This is a genomic window from Methylophilus sp. 3sh_L (assembly GCF_046766015.1).
In the GTDB taxonomy this organism is placed as follows: domain Bacteria; phylum Pseudomonadota; class Gammaproteobacteria; order Burkholderiales; family Methylophilaceae; genus Methylophilus.
The window spans coordinates 98787-115508 of the sequence record NZ_JBKOUF010000008.1; the positions used below are offsets into that span (position 1 = coordinate 98787).

The window sequence follows — 16722 nt, forward strand, 5'->3', positions numbered from 1 at the left end:
GCTTTTTTTGTGTCCCAGACGCATCAGGGCGACGCGGCTGCCTCAGTGAAAAAAATCCATCTTTAAGCGGAGAATACGATGCAAGAGACGCAAAAACTACAGGCAGTGGGCAGTGAGGCGAATGCTTTTCACCGTCAATTTCAGTCACTGCAATTAGCAACAGTGAGCGCAGCAGGCATGCCAGAGGCAAGTTATGCCACGTTTGTTGAACACGAGCACCATTTTTATATTTATGTCAGCGAGTTAGCGGCACATTGCGCAAACTTGCAGCAGCAAGGGCGTGGCTCGGTGATGTTTATTGAAAGCGAGCAGCAAGCCAGCCATCCGTTTGCTAGAAAGCGGTTGGTGTTGCAATGCACCGCGCAGGAAGTCCCCCGGGACTCAGCGACCTTTACCCAGGTGATGGACAAGTTTCATGACAAGTTTGGCCAGTTTATGGACGTCATCGCCAGGCTAACGGATTTCCATTTGTATGCTTTGACGCCGGTCGAGGGCAGTTATGTGGCTGGTTTTGCCAAAGCCTACCGCTTGACCGGGCAAGATTTGTCAGAGGTCGCACACCGTAACGAACAAGGTCATCGGCCGCTGGATAAAGCCAGTCAGGCGGCCATGGATGAGCTGGTGTAAGTGCTTGGTTGCAAGCCTCGAATAAACACATGGAAGAGATGCATTCGTGATGAAAAAAACACCTCCTGTTTTGTCCTCGCCCGCGGCAAGGCGGGTTTTTTTACGCCAGGCCAGTGTGCTTGCAATGGCTGCCGCCTGGCCAATGCCACAACTGTGGGCGGCAGAAAACGCGGCTCCGGCTAAGCGCATGGTGAGTATTGGTGGCGCCTTAACCGAGATTATTTATGCCCTTGGCGGCAGTCAGGGCTTGGTCGGGGTGGATACGACCTCCCTTTACCCGGAGGCGGCGACCAAATTACCCAGTGTCGGTTATGCACGCACCTTATCGAGCGAGGGCATTCTGGCCCTGGCACCCTCGCTTGTGGTGGCCACAGAGGATGCGGGGCCGCCAGCCGTATTGCGGCAAATTCAGGCTGCAGGCGTGCCAGTCCACATCTTGGCAGCCAATGACCGATTTGAAGGCGTGGTAGATCGGATTCAGCGCCTGGGCAGTTTACTCGGTCGTGATTCAGAGGCGGCCATGTTTATAGAGAGGTTCAAGACTGACTGGCAGCGTGCACGTGCACCCATTTTGGCGCGCAAAGCCTCGGGGCCGCGTGTGCTGTTTGTGTTATCACATGTGCCGGGCCAAGTCATGGTCGGTGGTCAAGGCAGCAGCGCCGAGGCGATGTTGCATTATGTCGCTGCACAGAATGCGGTGCAGGGGTTTCATGGCTTTAAACCCTTGACACCAGAGGCGGTGATTGCGGCACAGCCAGAGGTTGTGCTGTTCACTGCGCAAGGCTTGACCGTGGTCGGGGGCGTTGACGGTGCATTGCAGTTGCCAGGACTGGCACAGACGCCAGCCGGACAACATCGCCGGATTGTGGCGCTGGAAGCGATGTTTATGTTGGGTTTTGGGCCACGCTTGCCTCAAGCAGTGACTGCGCTGGATCAGTTGTTAAACAAGGCCATGATGACATGACAGCCGCGCTTTCACGTCAGGCGGTAGGCCAGCGCCTAGTCTATCGTGTTGCAACTTATCCAGCCTGGAGCTTGCTGGGGCTGTTATTGATGATCATGGCCTTGGCGACCTGTGCCGGCGCCGTGCCAGTGACGCTGGCTGACTTTGCGGCGCATTGGTGGCAGGACGCTGATCAACCGTTCACGGGTGGGGCCTATGTGCTATGGAATCTACGCCTGCCGCGTATCCTGTTTGCGGCACTGGTTGGCGCTGCCTTGGGCGTGTCGGGGGCGCTCACGCAAGGCTTGTTTCGTAACCCACTGGCCGATCCAGGTTTGCTGGGCGTCAGCAGTGGCGCAGCCTGTGCAGCGGCGCTAACGATCGTATTGCTGGCTGGCTCGGGCATTGAGCTCCCCATCACTTTACGTTATTGGTTGTTACCACTGACAGCGTTTGTGGGCGCGGTCAGCGTTTGCTTTTTACTGGATGGCGTGGCGCGCTGGCTGACCGCAGATTCCATTGCCGGCTTGCTGTTGACCGGGATCGCGCTCAATGCGCTGGCCACTGCCGTCATCGGCTTATGCACCTATCTGGCGACCGATGAACAATTGCGTAGCCTGACATTTTGGACTTTGGGGTCATTGGCAAGTGCCAGTTGGCAGTTGGTGGCTTTGTTATCGGTGTTATTAATTGTCGCCTTGGTTTATATGCAGCGGTTGGTGAATGCCATGAATGCACTGGCATTGGGTGAGGCTGCCGCCGCGCATGTGGGCATACACGTGCGCCAATTACGCCGTCGTGTGATTGTGCTGGTCGCCTTGTTAAGCGGCTTCGCGGTGGCCTGGTGCGGCATGATTGGTTTTATTGGCTTGGTCGCCCCACATCTGGTGCGCTTGCTGGTGGGGCCTGACCAGCGTCGTCTGGCGCCACTCGCCATGCTGGTTGGCGCCATTCTGTTGCTATTGGCAGATACAGCCGCCCGAACGCTGGCGATCCCCGCAGAAATTCCGGTAGGCATATTTACCGCATTGCTAGGGGCGCCGTTTTTTCTGCTGCTTCTTGGTCGCCTCAGAAAAGGGGGCAGCTTCTGACTACGCGCAATTCAAGCTTGCTTGACCTGGAAAATGTCACGCTCAGCCTGGGTGGTCATTGTTTCGGGCCATTCTCACTGGTGGTGCAAGCTGGCGAGCGGATTGCCGTGCTGGGGCCCAGTGGTGCAGGTAAGTCGACGCTGCTCAAATTGCTGGCACGCGAGTATCAGCCTGGCAGTGGTCAGATCCGGCTTCGTGAGCGCTGTTTAACGCAGTGGTCTCTGGCCGATTTAAGCCGGCAACGTGCTGTTTTGCCGCAATCACATGAGGTGGCTTTTGGTTTACCGGTTGCGCTGGTGATTGGTCTTGGCCGAGTCGCCAGGAGCATCGATCCTGACTTGAACACGATTGTGTGTCAGGCCGCAGAGCTGGCATGCGCCCGGCACTTGCTGCCACGGCGGTTCGATACCCTTTCTGGGGGTGAAAAAGCGCGCGTCCACCTTGCCAGGGTCTTTGCCCAATTGTGGGATATCGAACAAGGCCTGTTACTGGTGGATGAGCCGATGGCGGCGCTCGATCCTGGCTTGCAATGGCAGCTGATGGCGGCCATGGATCAATTTGCCCGTCAGCGCGGCCATACGATTATCGCCATCTTGCATGACATTAACCAAGCACTGCAAGGCTTTGACCGGCTGCTACTCATTAAAAACGGGCGTCTGATGGGGGATGATTTGTGCACGCAAATTTCCCTCTCCAAGCTAGAAAGCCTCTACGAGGTCAACCTGGTGAGTGCCATCACCGCGACTGGGCAAACGATCGTCACCACGGCTGCTAGCCAGTCTCTAAGGTTGATTTAGTTAATGATAATTGTTATCATTTGATGCTTTAATGCAAGCCACCGAGTGATATCTCCTGTAGCCAGCAATTGTTTGCCAGGGGAATCGCATGTCTCAATTAAATTCTATACACCGTCAGCGTTACCGCTACATTGCCATCGCCTTATTGTGTGCTTTCAACGACCAGGGGGTGGCTGGAGAGCAAATCAATACTGAAGTTGAAGCGCTGCCAGAAGTCAAAGTGACTACCAAAGCGGACAGTAAACAATCGTCCGAACAAACCAAGTCATACACTGTGAATGCCACGGCAACTGCAACACGGCTCAATGCCAGTATCCGGGACACCCCACAATCTATTTCGGTCATCACCCGGCAGTTGATGGATGATTTTCGTGCGCTATCGGTCAATGATGCGTTATCTCTCGCTACGGGGGTGCGTGTTGAGCAATTTGAGACAGACCGCAGCGAATACACGGCGCGCGGTTTTAATATTACTAACTTTCAAATTGATGGCTTAAGTACGCCGATTACCTATGGCACGCAATATGGCGATTTGGATGTCGCTCTTTACGATAGGATAGAGGTCTTGCGCGGTGCCAATGGCTTGCTCACTTCTACCGGTAACCCCTCGGCAACGATTAACTTTATCCGCAAGCGTCCGACCAAAGAATTTAAAGCCAAGCTGAATGGCACGGTGGGTTCGTGGGATAACCGCCGGCTGGATGCAGACGTGTCAGGTGCGCTAAACGCCGATGGCAGTGTGCGCGGCCGTCTGGTCATGGCGCATCAGGAAAAGAACTCCTATCTTGACCTGTATAGCAATGAACGCAATGTGGCTTATGGCGTGATTGAGGCAGATCTTTCTGAGCGAACCAGTCTCGCAGTGGGTCACACTTATCAGCAGAATAATTCCAATGGCAATAACTGGGGGAGCTTGCCCTTGCTGTATGCCGATGGAAGTGAAAGGCATTACAAACGATCTGATAGCACTGCTGCCAAATGGAGTTATTGGGATGCAGGGACCAATATTAGTTTTGCTGAGCTGACTCATGTGTTTGACAATGGCTGGAAGGCCAAAGGTCAGATGACTCATAAGCAAACGGACTCTGACGCACGGCTTCACTATATTTACGGCAACGAAGTGCGAGCGACTGGCTTGGGGCTTTTAAGTTATCCAGGCATGTACCACACGCGCACTGAAGATAATGTTGCCGACTTTTATGTGAATGGTCCGCTGGAGTTGGCCGGGCGCAAACACGAAATGGTTTTGGGAACGACCTGGAGCAAGGCGGATGTGCGTGATTACTCACGATTCGGCCCAATCGGTACGCCACTGGCAAGCTTTGACAGTGCCGCCGATTTTCCGCTGCCAACCTTTGGGCCGCAGAGCAAGGTCGCTGATTTTTCTACCCGCACGCTCAATACCTACTTTGCCGCCAAAATGAATGTCAGAGATGACCTGAAAGTGACCGCGGGCGGCAGCTTGCTCAGTTATGACTTGCAGGGGATCAGTTATGGTGTGCCGCAGTCGGCCAAAGAGGATAACAAGCTCACGCCCTATCTGGGCGCCGTATACGATGTCAGTGACCAGCATTCAGTCTATGCCAGTTATACCGGCATCTACAAACCGCAAGCCGAGCTAGGCCGGGATTTTAAAGTCTTGCCGCCTTTGCAAGGCAAGAATTATGAGGCGGGGCTCAAAAGTGAATGGTTAAATGGCCAATTAAACAGCACCTTTGCAGTGTTTAAAACTGAACAAGAACATTTGCCACAACAAGTAGGCACCCAGGGAGCCACTGCGATTTACCAGGGCATTGAGGCGATTAGCAAAGGCTATGAGTTTGACATTGCCGGGGAGGTGAGCGAGCGGCTGAGTATGAATGCCGGGTATACGCGGTTGATGAGCCTTAAAAACTCAGCGGGCCAGAATGTGAATCCCTATACCCCGAGGCATCAGCTCCATGTGGCGGCCATGTATAAAGTGCCCTATGTGCAAAACCTCAAGCTGGGGGCCAATCTGTACTGGCAAAGCGAAACGCATGTCGATATCGCGCTGCAAAATGTCGGTACTTTCCGCTATCGCCAAGACAGTTACGCGACCCTTAACCTGGTTGCAAATTACAAGATTGATGCGCACTGGGATGCGGCTTTGAATCTGTATAACGTGACCAATGAGAAGTATCTTTCCAGCTTGCGTTATGCCTATGCGGGGCAGGCTTACTATGCCGCGCCCGCCAGTGCCTTAGCCACCGTGACGTGGCGTTATTAATCAATCATCCCTAGTCAATGTCGTGCTTTGACTGGCCCCTGAGTGGGAGGGGCGGCCGGGGATTTAAAAATAAAATCAGATTGATCGTTTTTTGCCAGCCATCGAGTCATGCACTCCAGTAGCCAGCTTTGTTTAATGGGAGCCTTGTGTGACGCCGTTTAGATTAAAAACCAGTTATTTATCGTTATTGTTAGCCCTGCCGCTGTCGTCAGCCTGGGCCCAGGGGGATTCAGTAAATTCTGCGACTGTACCTGCGTCTAAAACAACGCAGGATGAACAGCAAACCTTGGGCGAGGTTGAGGTTTCAACCAACCGCCGCCAAAGTTTTCATTCCAACACCGTACAAGTCGGCACCTTCCGGGATATGGATCCGCTGGATGTGCCCTTAACCGTGAATACGGTGACCCGTGAGGTGCTGGATGCGCAAGCGACCAATTCGTTGTTTGGCGCATTGCGGAACACCGCGGGCGTTTCGCGCTCGCAATTGAGTGGCTCAACCTATGACAATATTGCGATCCGCGGCATTCTGGTCGAGAACCGTGGCAACTACCGGCTCAATGGTTCGTTGCCAATTATTAACCTGATTGATACACCGCTAGAAAACAAAGAACGCGTAGAGGTGCTCAAAGGGGCTTCATCTCTGTATTACGGCCTGGTGCCGCCTTCTGGCATTATCAACCTAGTGACCAAGCGCGCTGGAAAAGTTGCAAACAAAAGCCTCACCCTCTCCACCAATCAATTTGGCGCGCGTAGCGCTCATGTCGACTATGGCAAGCGTTTTGGCAGTGAACAACAGTTTGGCGCACGCTTTAACGTGGTCACCGGCAGCGAAGATATTGGCATTGACCATTATGACGGCAGCCGTGGCTTGGTTTCAGCCGCATTGGACTGGCGTGCAAACGACAAGCTGTCTTTCAAGCTGGACCTAGAGCATTACCGCAAAGATGTTTCGGAGCAAGCTGCGATTGCTGTCCCGGCAGCCGTCAACGGTAAAATCACACTGCCACCTGTGCCAGCCGCCACACAAAACCTGGCAGGCAAATGGCAACACTATGATGCTGAAGCAACCAATATGCTGTTCCGCACGGATTATGCCATCAGCGATAACTGGAGTTGGCTGTTTGAAGCTGGCCGCGCCAAGACAGAGCGCGACCGTAATTTTTCACAGTTTCAGAACTTTAACCCGCTTACGGGTGAAGGACAGCTACAGGTTTCGTTTGTGCGTAACCAGGTCTTTACCAACACAAACTTCAGAACTGAGCTCTTGGGTTTGCTGGAAACGGGTCCTATCAAGCATCAGCTGACCGTGGGCTACACCAGTAATCAGCGCGAAGGGGTGACACCCATGTTTGCCAGTACCTCTGTTACTCAGAACTATTTCAACCCCAGAGTCGTTCCTGTGCTTGCCGCGGTCTCTAACAACCGCTCCTCTGACCAGACGATTCTGGATCGCGGGCTGTATGTGTTCGATCAAATGGCACTGACAGATCAATGGACCGTGATGATGGGCGCACGCCAGAGCCGCTACGATACCGAGACCATTGCCACCAATGCGGGCACTGAGACCACGACACGGTTCAACGCTAAAAAAGTGATTCCTTCGGTGGCAGTGATGTACAAGGTTCAGCCTAATATTTCACTGTATGCCAGCTATATAGAAGGCTTTGAGGACAGTGGGCAGGCGCCAGCCAACCGTGCGAATGCAGGCGAATTGCTCAACCCGGCAAAATCCAGACAAAAAGAAATTGGCGTAAAAACCCAAGTGTTTAATCGCTTTTTGCTGCAACTGGCTTATTTTGATATTGAGCGTGCTGCTGCGTTTACCAACCCGGTGACCAATACTTTTAAGATCAATGGCGACGCGAATTATCAAGGCTTGGAATTTGCTGCTACAGGCGAGTTGACTGATCGACTGTCTGTCGCAGCCTCATTTTTACTCATGGACGCAACCTTGAAAACGCCTGATGCAGCCAGCAATGGTAATACGCCAGAAAATACACCAGAAAAAACAGCCAGCTTGTTTGGCGAGTACCAGATCCCGCAAATCCCTGGCCTGTTTTTGAGTGCTGGTGTGTTTTATAGCGGTAAACAACAGGTAAACGCATTTAACCAGGCCAGCATCCCAGGCTACACCATTGGGTCAGTGGGGGCACGCTACAAGACGCTACTTGGCAAGCAAAAAGCAACCTTCCAGGTCGTAGTCGATAATGTCACAGATAAAGATTACTGGAGTACCGCAGGCAACAGCCTACTGGGCGTCGGCCGGCCAAGGACCTTGCAGGCCAATCTGCGCCTGGATTTTTAAATACTTACTTCTTCATATGCTAGCGCTTTGAGACGAAGATCAAAGCGCTAGCCCTTATTGGGCCCACTTTGTGCTAAGGGCCACCGCCAGCTACACGTCAATTCTTTCCCCATGCATGGTCACGGCCAGTTTTTTTGCTTAGGCCTGAGGACTATTTGTATTTGTACAAATAAATGTTCACGCTATGTTTCATTGATTGTAAAAATGAGAATTGTTATCATTCGTGCTTATTCTATTTTGCAAGCCAACGAGTATTGTTTCCAGTAGCCAGCAACTCATTTAACAAGATTGAATTAGGGAAAAAATATGCCATCCGGCTTTAATAAAAAAACAATGACCTTGGCGCTGTTGATGGCGCTTCCAGCAATTGCGATCGCGGCAGATGAAGAGAAAACAGCTGATGCGACCCAGACCATGACCGAAGTGAAGGTCAAAACGCAAAGAATTCAAGATGCGCCTAACAAAGGCTATCAAGCGACCAAGACCCGCGTCGGTAAAACCTATCAGGATCCGCAAGATGTGCCGCAGGCAGTCACTACGCTAACCAGAGAATTGCTGCATGATCAGCAAGTGAGCTCACTACGTGAAGCCTTGCGGAATGTGGTTGGCTTATCAGTCAATGCGGCTGAAGGGGGCCGTGCTGGCGATAACTTTAACCTGCGCGGTTTTTATACCTTTGGCGATATTTACCTGGATAACATGCGTGACACCGCACAGTACAACCGCGAGACATTTAACTTGGAGCAGGTGGATGTACTGCGTGGTTCTGCGGCGATGTTGTTTGGGCGTGGTCAGGCGGGTGGTGTGATTAACCAGGTCACCAAGATGGCTGAGTTAAACGATAAGAATGTCGTGACAGGTAGCCTAGGTAATTATGATTATCATCAAGCGACGGGGGACTTTAATAAAAAGCTCACAGACACGGCGGCGATTCGTGTCAATGTCATGGATAGGCACGAAGAAACCTACCGCAAAAACCCGGCAAACGGGGATCATCCCGAGTTTGATCGTCAGGGGATTGCAGTCAGTTTTGGGGCTGGTATCGGGACTGAAAACGAGGTCTTCTTAAATCATCAATATTTGCGCACTCGAGATGTCCCGGATTTTGGCGTTTCTTTTGTAAATGAGCGGCCTATTAACACTACGATTAATGGGACCAAAGTAGACGATAAGACCTTCTATGGTAGTAGTAATAATTTTGACAATAGTGATACCAATATTACTACCGCCATTTTCACCCACAAGTTTACTGAAGACACACAACTGCGTACTCAATTAAGACATGGGGATTATGAACGCGCATACTGGGCGAAAACGCCAAGTTCAACATTATTGCCAACCGCCAATCAAAGCGCTGGTGGTAACGTTACAAGGACTCAGTCTTATCAAACATATAATCTCCAATCCGACTTTACGACTAAGTTTGATTTAGCTGGTATGCATCACTCACTACTGAGCGGTGTTGAATATTTGCATGAGCATTCATATAGAAACTCTTTGCAACCAGTCAATCCTAATACAGGGCTTCCATACACGCAGACGGGTAATGCACTGAATAACGCGATTACCGCGAACGGTGTGTCATACTCTAGTGGGTTTGAGGCAATGACTGGAACGCCTGCGAAGTTTTCTGCCGATAACTATGCTGTATATGTTCAAGACAGTATAGAGTTTATTCCACACTGGACAGTTTTGGCAGGTCTGCGTCGAGATGAAATGAAGGCTGATTACAATACTTCTGCAGTCTCTAGTTTGGATTATGGGCAAAATAGCTACCGCAGTGGTTTGTCATGGCAACCAGATGCTAACCAGCATTACTACATCACTTACAGCAACTCCTTCAGCCCAACAGCGGATTTGTATCAGTTAACGACAGTCAAACAACCGCCTGAGCGTAGTCGAACCCTTGAGATTGGGTCCAAATGGTTGTTCTTAGATGGCGACTTAGCCTTAAGAACCGCTATTTTTACAACGACTAAAGATTGGGAGCGTAATACAGATATTGCTTCCTTTGGTAATACGCCAATCCTTACTAAGAGACGTCGTACAAATGGTTTAGAAGTCGAACTCACTGGTAAAGTAACAGAGAATTGGGATATTTTTGCTGGTGTTGCTTTCCTTGATGCCACAATTATTAATCCGGCAGTAAATATTTGTGCGCAAACATCGAATACATGTTCAACGATTGGCCAAGTTAATGCTGCTGACCCAAGATTTGCAGGTGAGCGCGCTAGAAACACGCCGCGTACGACTTTTAATCTGTGGACAACTTACGACTGGAGTAATGGTTGGAAAATCGGTGGCGGGGTTGAGGCCAAAGCGGATCGCTACGGATATAACCCTACAGTGACGACAAGTACAGCATTTGTAAATGGTCAGTTTAAACCGAATACGGCGCCTGGCTATGCACGTGTAGATATGATGGCAGCTTACGAACAACCAAAATGGGCGGTGCGTTTAAATATCAAGAACTTGCTGGATAAAACGTATTATGATGCGATTTATGATAACGGTGCTTTCTTGACGCCAGGCAACCGTCGTCAAGCCATCGTCACGACCGAGTACAAGTTCTAGGAGTTAATTTGCTGTTAAGTTTACCGGGGGTTTTGCTTGAAGATGAGTTGCGCACTATCCGCAGCTTGCTAAAACAAGCGCAATGGGTGGATGGCCGTACAACCGCCGGTATTCAGGCCGCCAGCGTTAAAAATAACCAGCAACTGGCCGAAGACGACCCGTTGCTGGCAAAAATCCGCAGGATCGTGATGCAGGCATTGCAGCGCGATCCTTTATTTTTTTCGGCTGCCTTGCCTGACAAAATCCTGCCGCCACTTGTGAATCGTTATGCCGGTGAGACCAATACCTACGGGTTTCATGTCGATAGCGCGATGCGTAATATGCCGGATGGCAGTGCGCGGGTACGGGCAGATGTCTCGGCTACCCTGTTTTTTAGCGATCCAGAAGAGTATGAGGGCGGCGAGCTGGTGGTGCAGGATGTGTTTGGTGACCAGCGCATCAAGCTTAAAGCCGGTGCTATCGTCATTTATCCTTCCAGTTCTGTGCATGCGGTGACGCCTGTCACGCGCGGTGAGCGTTTGGCCAGCTTTATGTTTATCCAGAGCATGGTGCGCGATGCCGCACAACGGCGCATGCTGTTTGATATGGATATGGCGTTAGTCCGCTTGCGCCAGCAACATGGGGAAACGCCTGAAGTGGTGCAGTTAACCGGCATTTACCATAACCTGTTGCGCAAGTGGGCGCTCTAAGCGCATGCAGCCCTTACCGTTGCTCTCCTATTTTGCCCAACAGGCGCAAGCCAAGCTGCCAGCGGATGTCTGGCATTATCTGCAATCGGATGCCGGGAGTGGCTTGCAACTGCAGGTCAACGAACTCGGCTGGCAAAGCAAAAAACTGCTGCCGCGGCCGTTGCGCGCTTTGCAGCAAGCCAATACCCGCTGTGAATTGTTTAGCGAGCAGTGGGCACACCCACTCCTGCTGGCACCAGTCGCTTATCAACGATTGTTTCATGCCGATGGCGAGATTGGCAGTGCGGTTGCCTGCAACGCCCAACAGGGGCAGATGATGGTGAGCAGCCTGGCCAGTCAACCGATCAGTGAGATTGTGACACAGGCACAACAACCGCTCTGGTTTCAGCTTTACTGGCAAGGTGACCGCGAGCGGACCGCGGCGTTATTGCAAAAAGCCTTGGCAGCGGGTGTCAGTGCAGTTGTGTTTACCGTCGATGCGCCAGTCAAGCAAGCTTTAATTGATTTACCCGACGGGATTTCGGCAGTCAATCTGGCGCAGCCACTCAGCATGCGTCCTGTGCACATGGGTCAAAGCCAAGTGTTTGATGGCTGGATGACGCAGGCCCCGACCTGGGAGGATGTCGCCTGGCTCAGGCAGCAAGTGCCCATCCCTTTGCTACTGAAAGGCCTGATGCATGTAGATGACGCCAAAAGAGCGGTAGAGTACGGCTGTGATGGCGTGGTCATTTCCAATCATGGCGGCCGTGTGCTCGATAGCACGCCTTCTGTGGCGGCCGTGTTGCCTGCAGTCGTGGCGGCTGTAGGTAGCCAATGCAAAGTGCTGGTTGATAGTGGCATCCGCTCCGGACAGGATGTATTTAAAGCGCTGGCGATGGGCGCCGATGCGGTTTGCATTGGTCGCCCTTATATCTGGGGCCTGGCTGCAGAAGGTGCAATGGGGGTGGCAAAAGTCATCCGTACCTTGCGTGATGAACTGGAAATGACCATGGCATTGACCGGCGTCTCGAATTTGTCAGAGCTTCGCCAAGTTGGTTTGTTTGAATAAAGAAAAGGACATACAAATGAAAAGAATTGGTTTTTCACTCCTGTTGGCAATCGGCCTGCTGCATGCACAAGCTGCGTTGGCTGCGGCAGATTGCAAGTCATATCCCAAAGAGGAGTGGGCTTCGGAAGATACCCTCAAAGAAGCACTGGAAGCAGAAGGCTATACCATCAAAAAATTTAAAGTAGACGGTAATTGTTACGAAATTTATGGCCGCAACAAAGAGGGTAAAAAGGTCGAGATTTATTTCGACATGAAAACACTGGCGATTGTCAAAGCCATTGGCTTGAAAGACTAAGCGGCGGATGGTGCAGCCGCCCAAAATTCTTTGGCCATGGTGGGTGCGCCTGAGTCACTGGCTGGTGGCCGCAGGGGTCGTAGCCTTGTGGCTGATGAGCCATGTGTGGTACGAAACGGATGTGCTGCACCGCGCAGTTGGTTATACGGTGTTGGCAATCATTGTGGTCCGTATTTTAGGTGGTTGTTTTAGTGCACATCAAAGTGCGCGTTTCCATGTGCCGGGCTTCTATGCCATACGCGCACATATCCAACATTTGCAGCAAGCGACATTGCCTGCGCACGCTGGACATAACCCGCTTGGTCAATGGGCGGTGTATGTTATCTGGACGCTGATCGCTTTACTGGCACTGACCGGTTGGCTCAGTCGCACAGACGCATTTTGGGGCGAGGATGGTCCGGTTGTGATGCATGCGTGCTTGAGTTGGATGCTGATGGCCGTGATCGTATTGCATGTGGCGGCGGTGTTTTGGATTGGGCGCGTATCCAGGCAGCACTTGGTACGGCAAATGTGGCATGGCCGTTTTGATGCAGGCAAATAAGCCCGTTTAGACGTGCTTAATCTACCTCAATAGGCGGCGCTACTTTCAGCACTTCTTCTACGGTCGTCAGGCCTGCTGCAACTTTCTCTGCCCCGTTCAACATCAACGGCTGCATACCGGCTTGTGCGGCCGCTTGCCGCAGTTGAATCAAATCGGTTTCTGGCGTGATCAGTTTGCGTATTGCTGGCGTCAGCGTCAGCATTTCATAAATCCCGGTACGGCCACGGTAACCCGTGTTGCGGCATTCCTTGCAGCCCACGGCTTTCATGATTTTTGCCGGTTTAGTTGCCTTGAATGGGCGGGTGACGCTGGCCCACTCCGCCTCTGTAATGGTGGCTTCTGTTTTGCAATGCGGGCACAGTGTGCGCACCAACCGCTGGGCCATAATCCCCAGCAGGCTGGAGTGTATCAGGTAGGCTGGCACGCCTAAATCCAGCAAACGGGTCACTGCCGATGGCGCATCGTTGGTGTGCAGAGTCGATAGCACGAGGTGGCCGGTCAGCGCGGCTTGAATCGCCATATCCGCGGTTTCCTGGTCGCGGATCTCGCCGACCATAATAATGTCCGGATCCTGACGCATCAGCGTGCGTATGCCTTCGGCAAAGCCTAGCCCGATATTCTGCGTCACCTGCATTTGGTTAAAGGCAGGCTCTATCATTTCAATCGGGTCTTCGACCGTGCATACATTGACTTCATCAGTCGCCAGTTGCTTGAGCGTGGTGTATAGCGTGGTGGTTTTACCCGAGCCGGTGGGGCCGGTGACCAAAATAATCCCGTTCGGCTGGTGTGTCCATTGCGCCCACTGTTGACTCTGGCGTTTGGAAAAGCCAAGTAGCTGAAAGTCCTGTACCAGCACATCCGGCTTGAAAATTCGCATCACCAGTTTTTCACCAAACGCGGTCGGCATGGTCGATAAACGTAATTCAATCTCCTTGCCATCACTGTCTACAGTTTTGACCCGGCCATCCTGGGGGCGGCGTTTTTCCACCATGTCCATCCGTCCCAGCAGCTTGATGCGGCTGGTGATCGCATTCATGATATTGCTCGGCAACTGATACACCTGGTGCAAAACCCCGTCGATACGGAAGCGCATCAAGCCCATATTGCGGCGCGGCTCAAGGTGGATATCACTGGCGCGCTGCTCGAACGCATATTTAAATAACCAGTCGACAATGCTCACCACATGCTGCTCATTCGCATCCAGCTGACGGTCTTTGCCCAGTTCAATCAACTGTTCAAAGTTTTGAACCCCGACAATTTGCCCGGCCTTGGCCGCATTGGCCGATTGAATCGCTGCTGACAGCTGATAGACCTCGGGTAAATACCGCTGCAGATCCAGCGGATTCACCATGACCACTTCAATCCGCAGCTTCAGCATGCGCTCCAGATCAAGCAGCCATGCCTGATGGAACGGGTCCGAAGTTGCAATCGTAGCCACCCCGTTTTTCACGGTAATGGGCATGATGCGCAAGCGCTCGGCATACGCCTGCGACACAATTTGCGCCGCAGCACTAAAGTCTAGCTTGAGGGGGTCAATCTGGTAATAAGGCACTGCAGCCTGCTCGGCCACAAAACGGCTCAAGACATCCACCGTCAATAATTGAGTCGGATTTTGCAGATCTGGCCACTTTTGCTCAGCCACAATCACAATCGGATGGATTTTGGAGCTATCCCGCTTGCGGTCCTTATAAAGCTTTTCAGCCTGGTTTTTTTCGGCATGGCCATGAGAAACCAGCAAGCGTAACAAATCAGAGAGGCGCAGGCTCTCTATGGGTTTGGGCAAGGAAACAGGGATTGGACTATTCATGTCACATGCTGGCTAGACTAACTGCGGATGATGCAAGAGTCATGCCATGGGGAGGTGGCAGAAATGGTCACATTGGATAGATTTTAGAATATGGCTAGGTAAGGTTTTTTTAATGTGTTTTATGATGAAAGTGGATTCTTTATTTCGACGAATCTTGTGAAGACTCTTATTGATAAGGACTGTTTCGCCTCTTGGCGAGTCACTTTCTGTTGCTTGCCCCACAGAAAGTAACCAAAGAAGAGGGCACCCAGCCATCACGGCCTTCGGCTGCCTTGCGTTGCTCGGTAAAGTGGGCTGCCATCAAAACTCGCCCTGGCAGCTTGCACAAACCGCAAGCTACTGCGGAACTCAAACAGTTGATGGCAGAAAACTCCCACTTCACCTGCGCTACTCAGCGTGATGGGATGGGATTTATCTCGTCAAACTCACACTGTTGAAGTTTGGAAGGTTGCAAAAACCAATTCTTTTACTCAAGCCACTGACCGTTACGCTCATCTGGTGTTCGGGGGGGGCATCTGCCGCACGCTTTAATTAAAAGAGTGCAACGCAGGGTTGGCGGGAGCCTTCGTCTGTTCGAGTTCCGCAACAAGCCACGACGTGTGCGGCTTGTTAGAGCGAGTTTCGATAGCCGTCCGGCAAATCGAGTGGCACAGGAAAGAACGGGCGCCTAAAGGCGAAAGTAATAGTTATTCAATCTAGCCAATGTTTAAAGGATAACTTTTTTTGAGTCATCTAAGTGGTTTACTCAGAGGTGCTATTTCTTCATCTGTATCCGCATACTCAAATCTAACGCCTGTATATTTTTAGTCAGCGCGCCAATCGAAATCCGGTCTACGCCTGTTTCCGCAATCGCCCGCACTGTCGTTAAATCCACATTGCCCGATGCTTCCAGCAAGGCTTGTTTTTGATTGATTGCGACAGCTTTGCACAGGTCTTCCAGCGTGAAATTATCGAGCAAGATACTGGTTGCGCCTGCATCCAGCGCTTGCTGCAGTTCATCCAGCGTTTCCACTTCGATTTGGATGTTATCCGTGCTGCGCATGGCGAATGCAGCTTTAAGCACGGCGGCAATCGAGCCGGCGGCAGCGATATGATTTTCCTTGATCAGGATGCCGTCGTACAAGGCCAGCCGTTGATTGGCGCCACCACCAGCGAGGACCGCATATTTTTGTGCCAGGCGCAGGCCAGGCAGGGTTTTGCGCGTATCGAGGATTTGGGTTGGGAGTCCACCAATCGCGTCAACATAGCGGCGGGTATGCGTGGCGACGGCAGATAGCGTTTGCAAAAAATTGAGGGCAGGACGCTCTGCAGTGAGCATGGCGCGAGCGTCGCCATGAATATGGACCAGGGGTTGATTGGGACTGACGCGATCACCATCTTTGACCAGCCAGGTAATCTCGATGCTGGCATCCAGTTGGGCGAAGCATTGATGTGCCCAGGCACAGCCACAGATAATGGCGGCCTCACGGCTGATGATGGTGGCGCTTGCCTGCGTCCCTGCAGGGATCAGTGCAGCGGTCAGGTCGCCGCTACCAAGGTCTTCTGCCAGGGCGGATTGCACTTGTGATGCAATCAGTTCGGCATTTAAATAGTCAGGCAAGTGTTGGTAAAGCGCAGCTGTGGTCATTGGAGGCCCAGTCATTTTAAAATTTATGCAGATGAGCGTTCTAAGCCCATGCCAAAAGCTATTATAATAAAACTACCCCAAGGCCAGCGAGCCAAGACCAGTGAGTTTTGTAGCATCGCAATGCGTCATG

At 51.9% G+C, this 16722-nt stretch carries 13 protein-coding genes; 11 read left to right on the top strand and 2 right to left on the bottom strand.

Translation table 11 applies throughout. The annotated features are described in order from the left end of the window. Window positions 1–78: 78 nt before the first annotated feature. From ACIDF8_RS13550 to ACIDF8_RS13600, 11 genes are all read left to right on the top strand, one after another. On the top strand, window positions 79–627 hold the full coding sequence (locus tag ACIDF8_RS13550; RefSeq protein ID WP_412011143.1) for a HugZ family protein: 549 nt from the start codon (window positions 79–81) through the stop codon (window positions 625–627). 49 nt (window positions 628–676) lie between these two features. Then, window positions 677–1591 carry a heme/hemin ABC transporter substrate-binding protein gene (locus ACIDF8_RS13555; RefSeq protein WP_412011144.1) on the top strand — a complete coding sequence of 305 codons (915 nt, stop codon included), beginning with the start codon at window positions 677–679 and terminating at the stop codon, window positions 1589–1591. Further along, the gene (locus ACIDF8_RS13560; protein ID WP_412011145.1) at window positions 1588–2661 is read left to right on the top strand and encodes a FecCD family ABC transporter permease; all 1074 of its coding nucleotides are present in this window, start codon (window positions 1588–1590) and stop codon (window positions 2659–2661) included. The genes ACIDF8_RS13555 and ACIDF8_RS13560 overlap by 4 nt, the downstream gene beginning before the upstream one ends. Window positions 2662–2678: 17 nt before the next feature. Next, window positions 2679–3458 (top strand): ATP-binding cassette domain-containing protein, encoded by a 780-nt coding sequence (locus tag ACIDF8_RS13565; RefSeq protein WP_412011146.1) that lies wholly within the window; start codon window positions 2679–2681, stop codon window positions 3456–3458. 88 nt (window positions 3459–3546) lie between these two features. Beyond that, window positions 3547–5706: a TonB-dependent siderophore receptor gene (locus ACIDF8_RS13570; RefSeq protein ID WP_412011147.1), complete on the top strand. Its 2160-nt coding sequence runs from the start codon at window positions 3547–3549 to the stop codon at window positions 5704–5706. Between the two features lie 148 nt (window positions 5707–5854). Beyond that, entirely contained in the window at window positions 5855–8011 is a 2157-nt protein-coding gene (locus ACIDF8_RS13575; RefSeq protein WP_412011148.1) for a TonB-dependent siderophore receptor, read from the top strand. Window positions 8012–8317: 306 nt separating this feature from the next. Then, the gene (locus tag ACIDF8_RS13580) at window positions 8318–10585 is read left to right on the top strand and encodes a TonB-dependent receptor (RefSeq protein WP_412011149.1); all 2268 of its coding nucleotides are present in this window, start codon (window positions 8318–8320) and stop codon (window positions 10583–10585) included. A gap of 8 nt (window positions 10586–10593) precedes the next feature. Continuing rightward, window positions 10594–11274: a Fe2+-dependent dioxygenase gene (locus ACIDF8_RS13585; protein ID WP_412011150.1), complete on the top strand. Its 681-nt coding sequence runs from the start codon at window positions 10594–10596 to the stop codon at window positions 11272–11274. A 4-nt stretch (window positions 11275–11278) separates the two neighbouring features. Further along, complete coding sequence (locus ACIDF8_RS13590) at window positions 11279–12322, top strand: alpha-hydroxy acid oxidase (protein WP_412011151.1); 1044 nt, start codon at window positions 11279–11281, stop codon at window positions 12320–12322. A gap of 16 nt (window positions 12323–12338) precedes the next feature. Next, window positions 12339–12617 carry a PepSY domain-containing protein gene (locus ACIDF8_RS13595; RefSeq protein WP_412011152.1) on the top strand — a complete coding sequence of 93 codons (279 nt, stop codon included), beginning with the start codon at window positions 12339–12341 and terminating at the stop codon, window positions 12615–12617. A 10-nt stretch (window positions 12618–12627) separates the two neighbouring features. Next, a complete protein-coding gene (locus tag ACIDF8_RS13600) occupies window positions 12628–13158 on the top strand; it encodes a cytochrome b/b6 domain-containing protein (protein ID WP_412011153.1) in 531 nt (176 codons plus the stop codon). 16 nt (window positions 13159–13174) lie between these two features. On the opposite strand, the gene ACIDF8_RS13605 is transcribed toward ACIDF8_RS13600, so the two are convergent. Then, complete coding sequence (locus tag ACIDF8_RS13605; RefSeq protein ID WP_412011154.1) at window positions 13175–14965, bottom strand: GspE/PulE family protein; 1791 nt, start codon at window positions 14963–14965, stop codon at window positions 13175–13177. Window positions 14966–15719: 754 nt separating this feature from the next. Then, entirely contained in the window at window positions 15720–16592 is an 873-nt protein-coding gene (nadC, locus tag ACIDF8_RS13610) for a carboxylating nicotinate-nucleotide diphosphorylase (protein WP_412011207.1), read from the bottom strand. Between the last annotated feature and the right edge of the window lie 130 nt (window positions 16593–16722).

Coding starts and splice junctions, on each gene's coding strand:
- ACIDF8_RS13550 (WP_412011143.1), top strand. CDS start 79: ATGCAAGAGACGCAAAAACTACAGGCAGTGGGCAGTGAGGCGAATGCT.
- ACIDF8_RS13555 (WP_412011144.1), top strand. CDS start 677: ATGAAAAAAACACCTCCTGTTTTGTCCTCGCCCGCGGCAAGGCGGGTT.
- ACIDF8_RS13560 (WP_412011145.1), top strand. CDS start 1,588: ATGACAGCCGCGCTTTCACGTCAGGCGGTAGGCCAGCGCCTAGTCTAT.
- ACIDF8_RS13570 (WP_412011147.1), top strand. CDS start 3,547: ATGTCTCAATTAAATTCTATACACCGTCAGCGTTACCGCTACATTGCC.
- ACIDF8_RS13580 (WP_412011149.1), top strand. CDS start 8,318: ATGCCATCCGGCTTTAATAAAAAAACAATGACCTTGGCGCTGTTGATG.
- ACIDF8_RS13590 (WP_412011151.1), top strand. CDS start 11,279: ATGCAGCCCTTACCGTTGCTCTCCTATTTTGCCCAACAGGCGCAAGCC.
- ACIDF8_RS13595 (WP_412011152.1), top strand. CDS start 12,339: ATGAAAAGAATTGGTTTTTCACTCCTGTTGGCAATCGGCCTGCTGCAT.
- ACIDF8_RS13605 (WP_412011154.1), bottom strand. CDS start 14,965: ATGAATAGTCCAATCCCTGTTTCCTTGCCCAAACCCATAGAGAGCCTG.
- nadC (WP_412011207.1), bottom strand. CDS start 16,592: ATGACCACAGCTGCGCTTTACCAACACTTGCCTGACTATTTAAATGCC.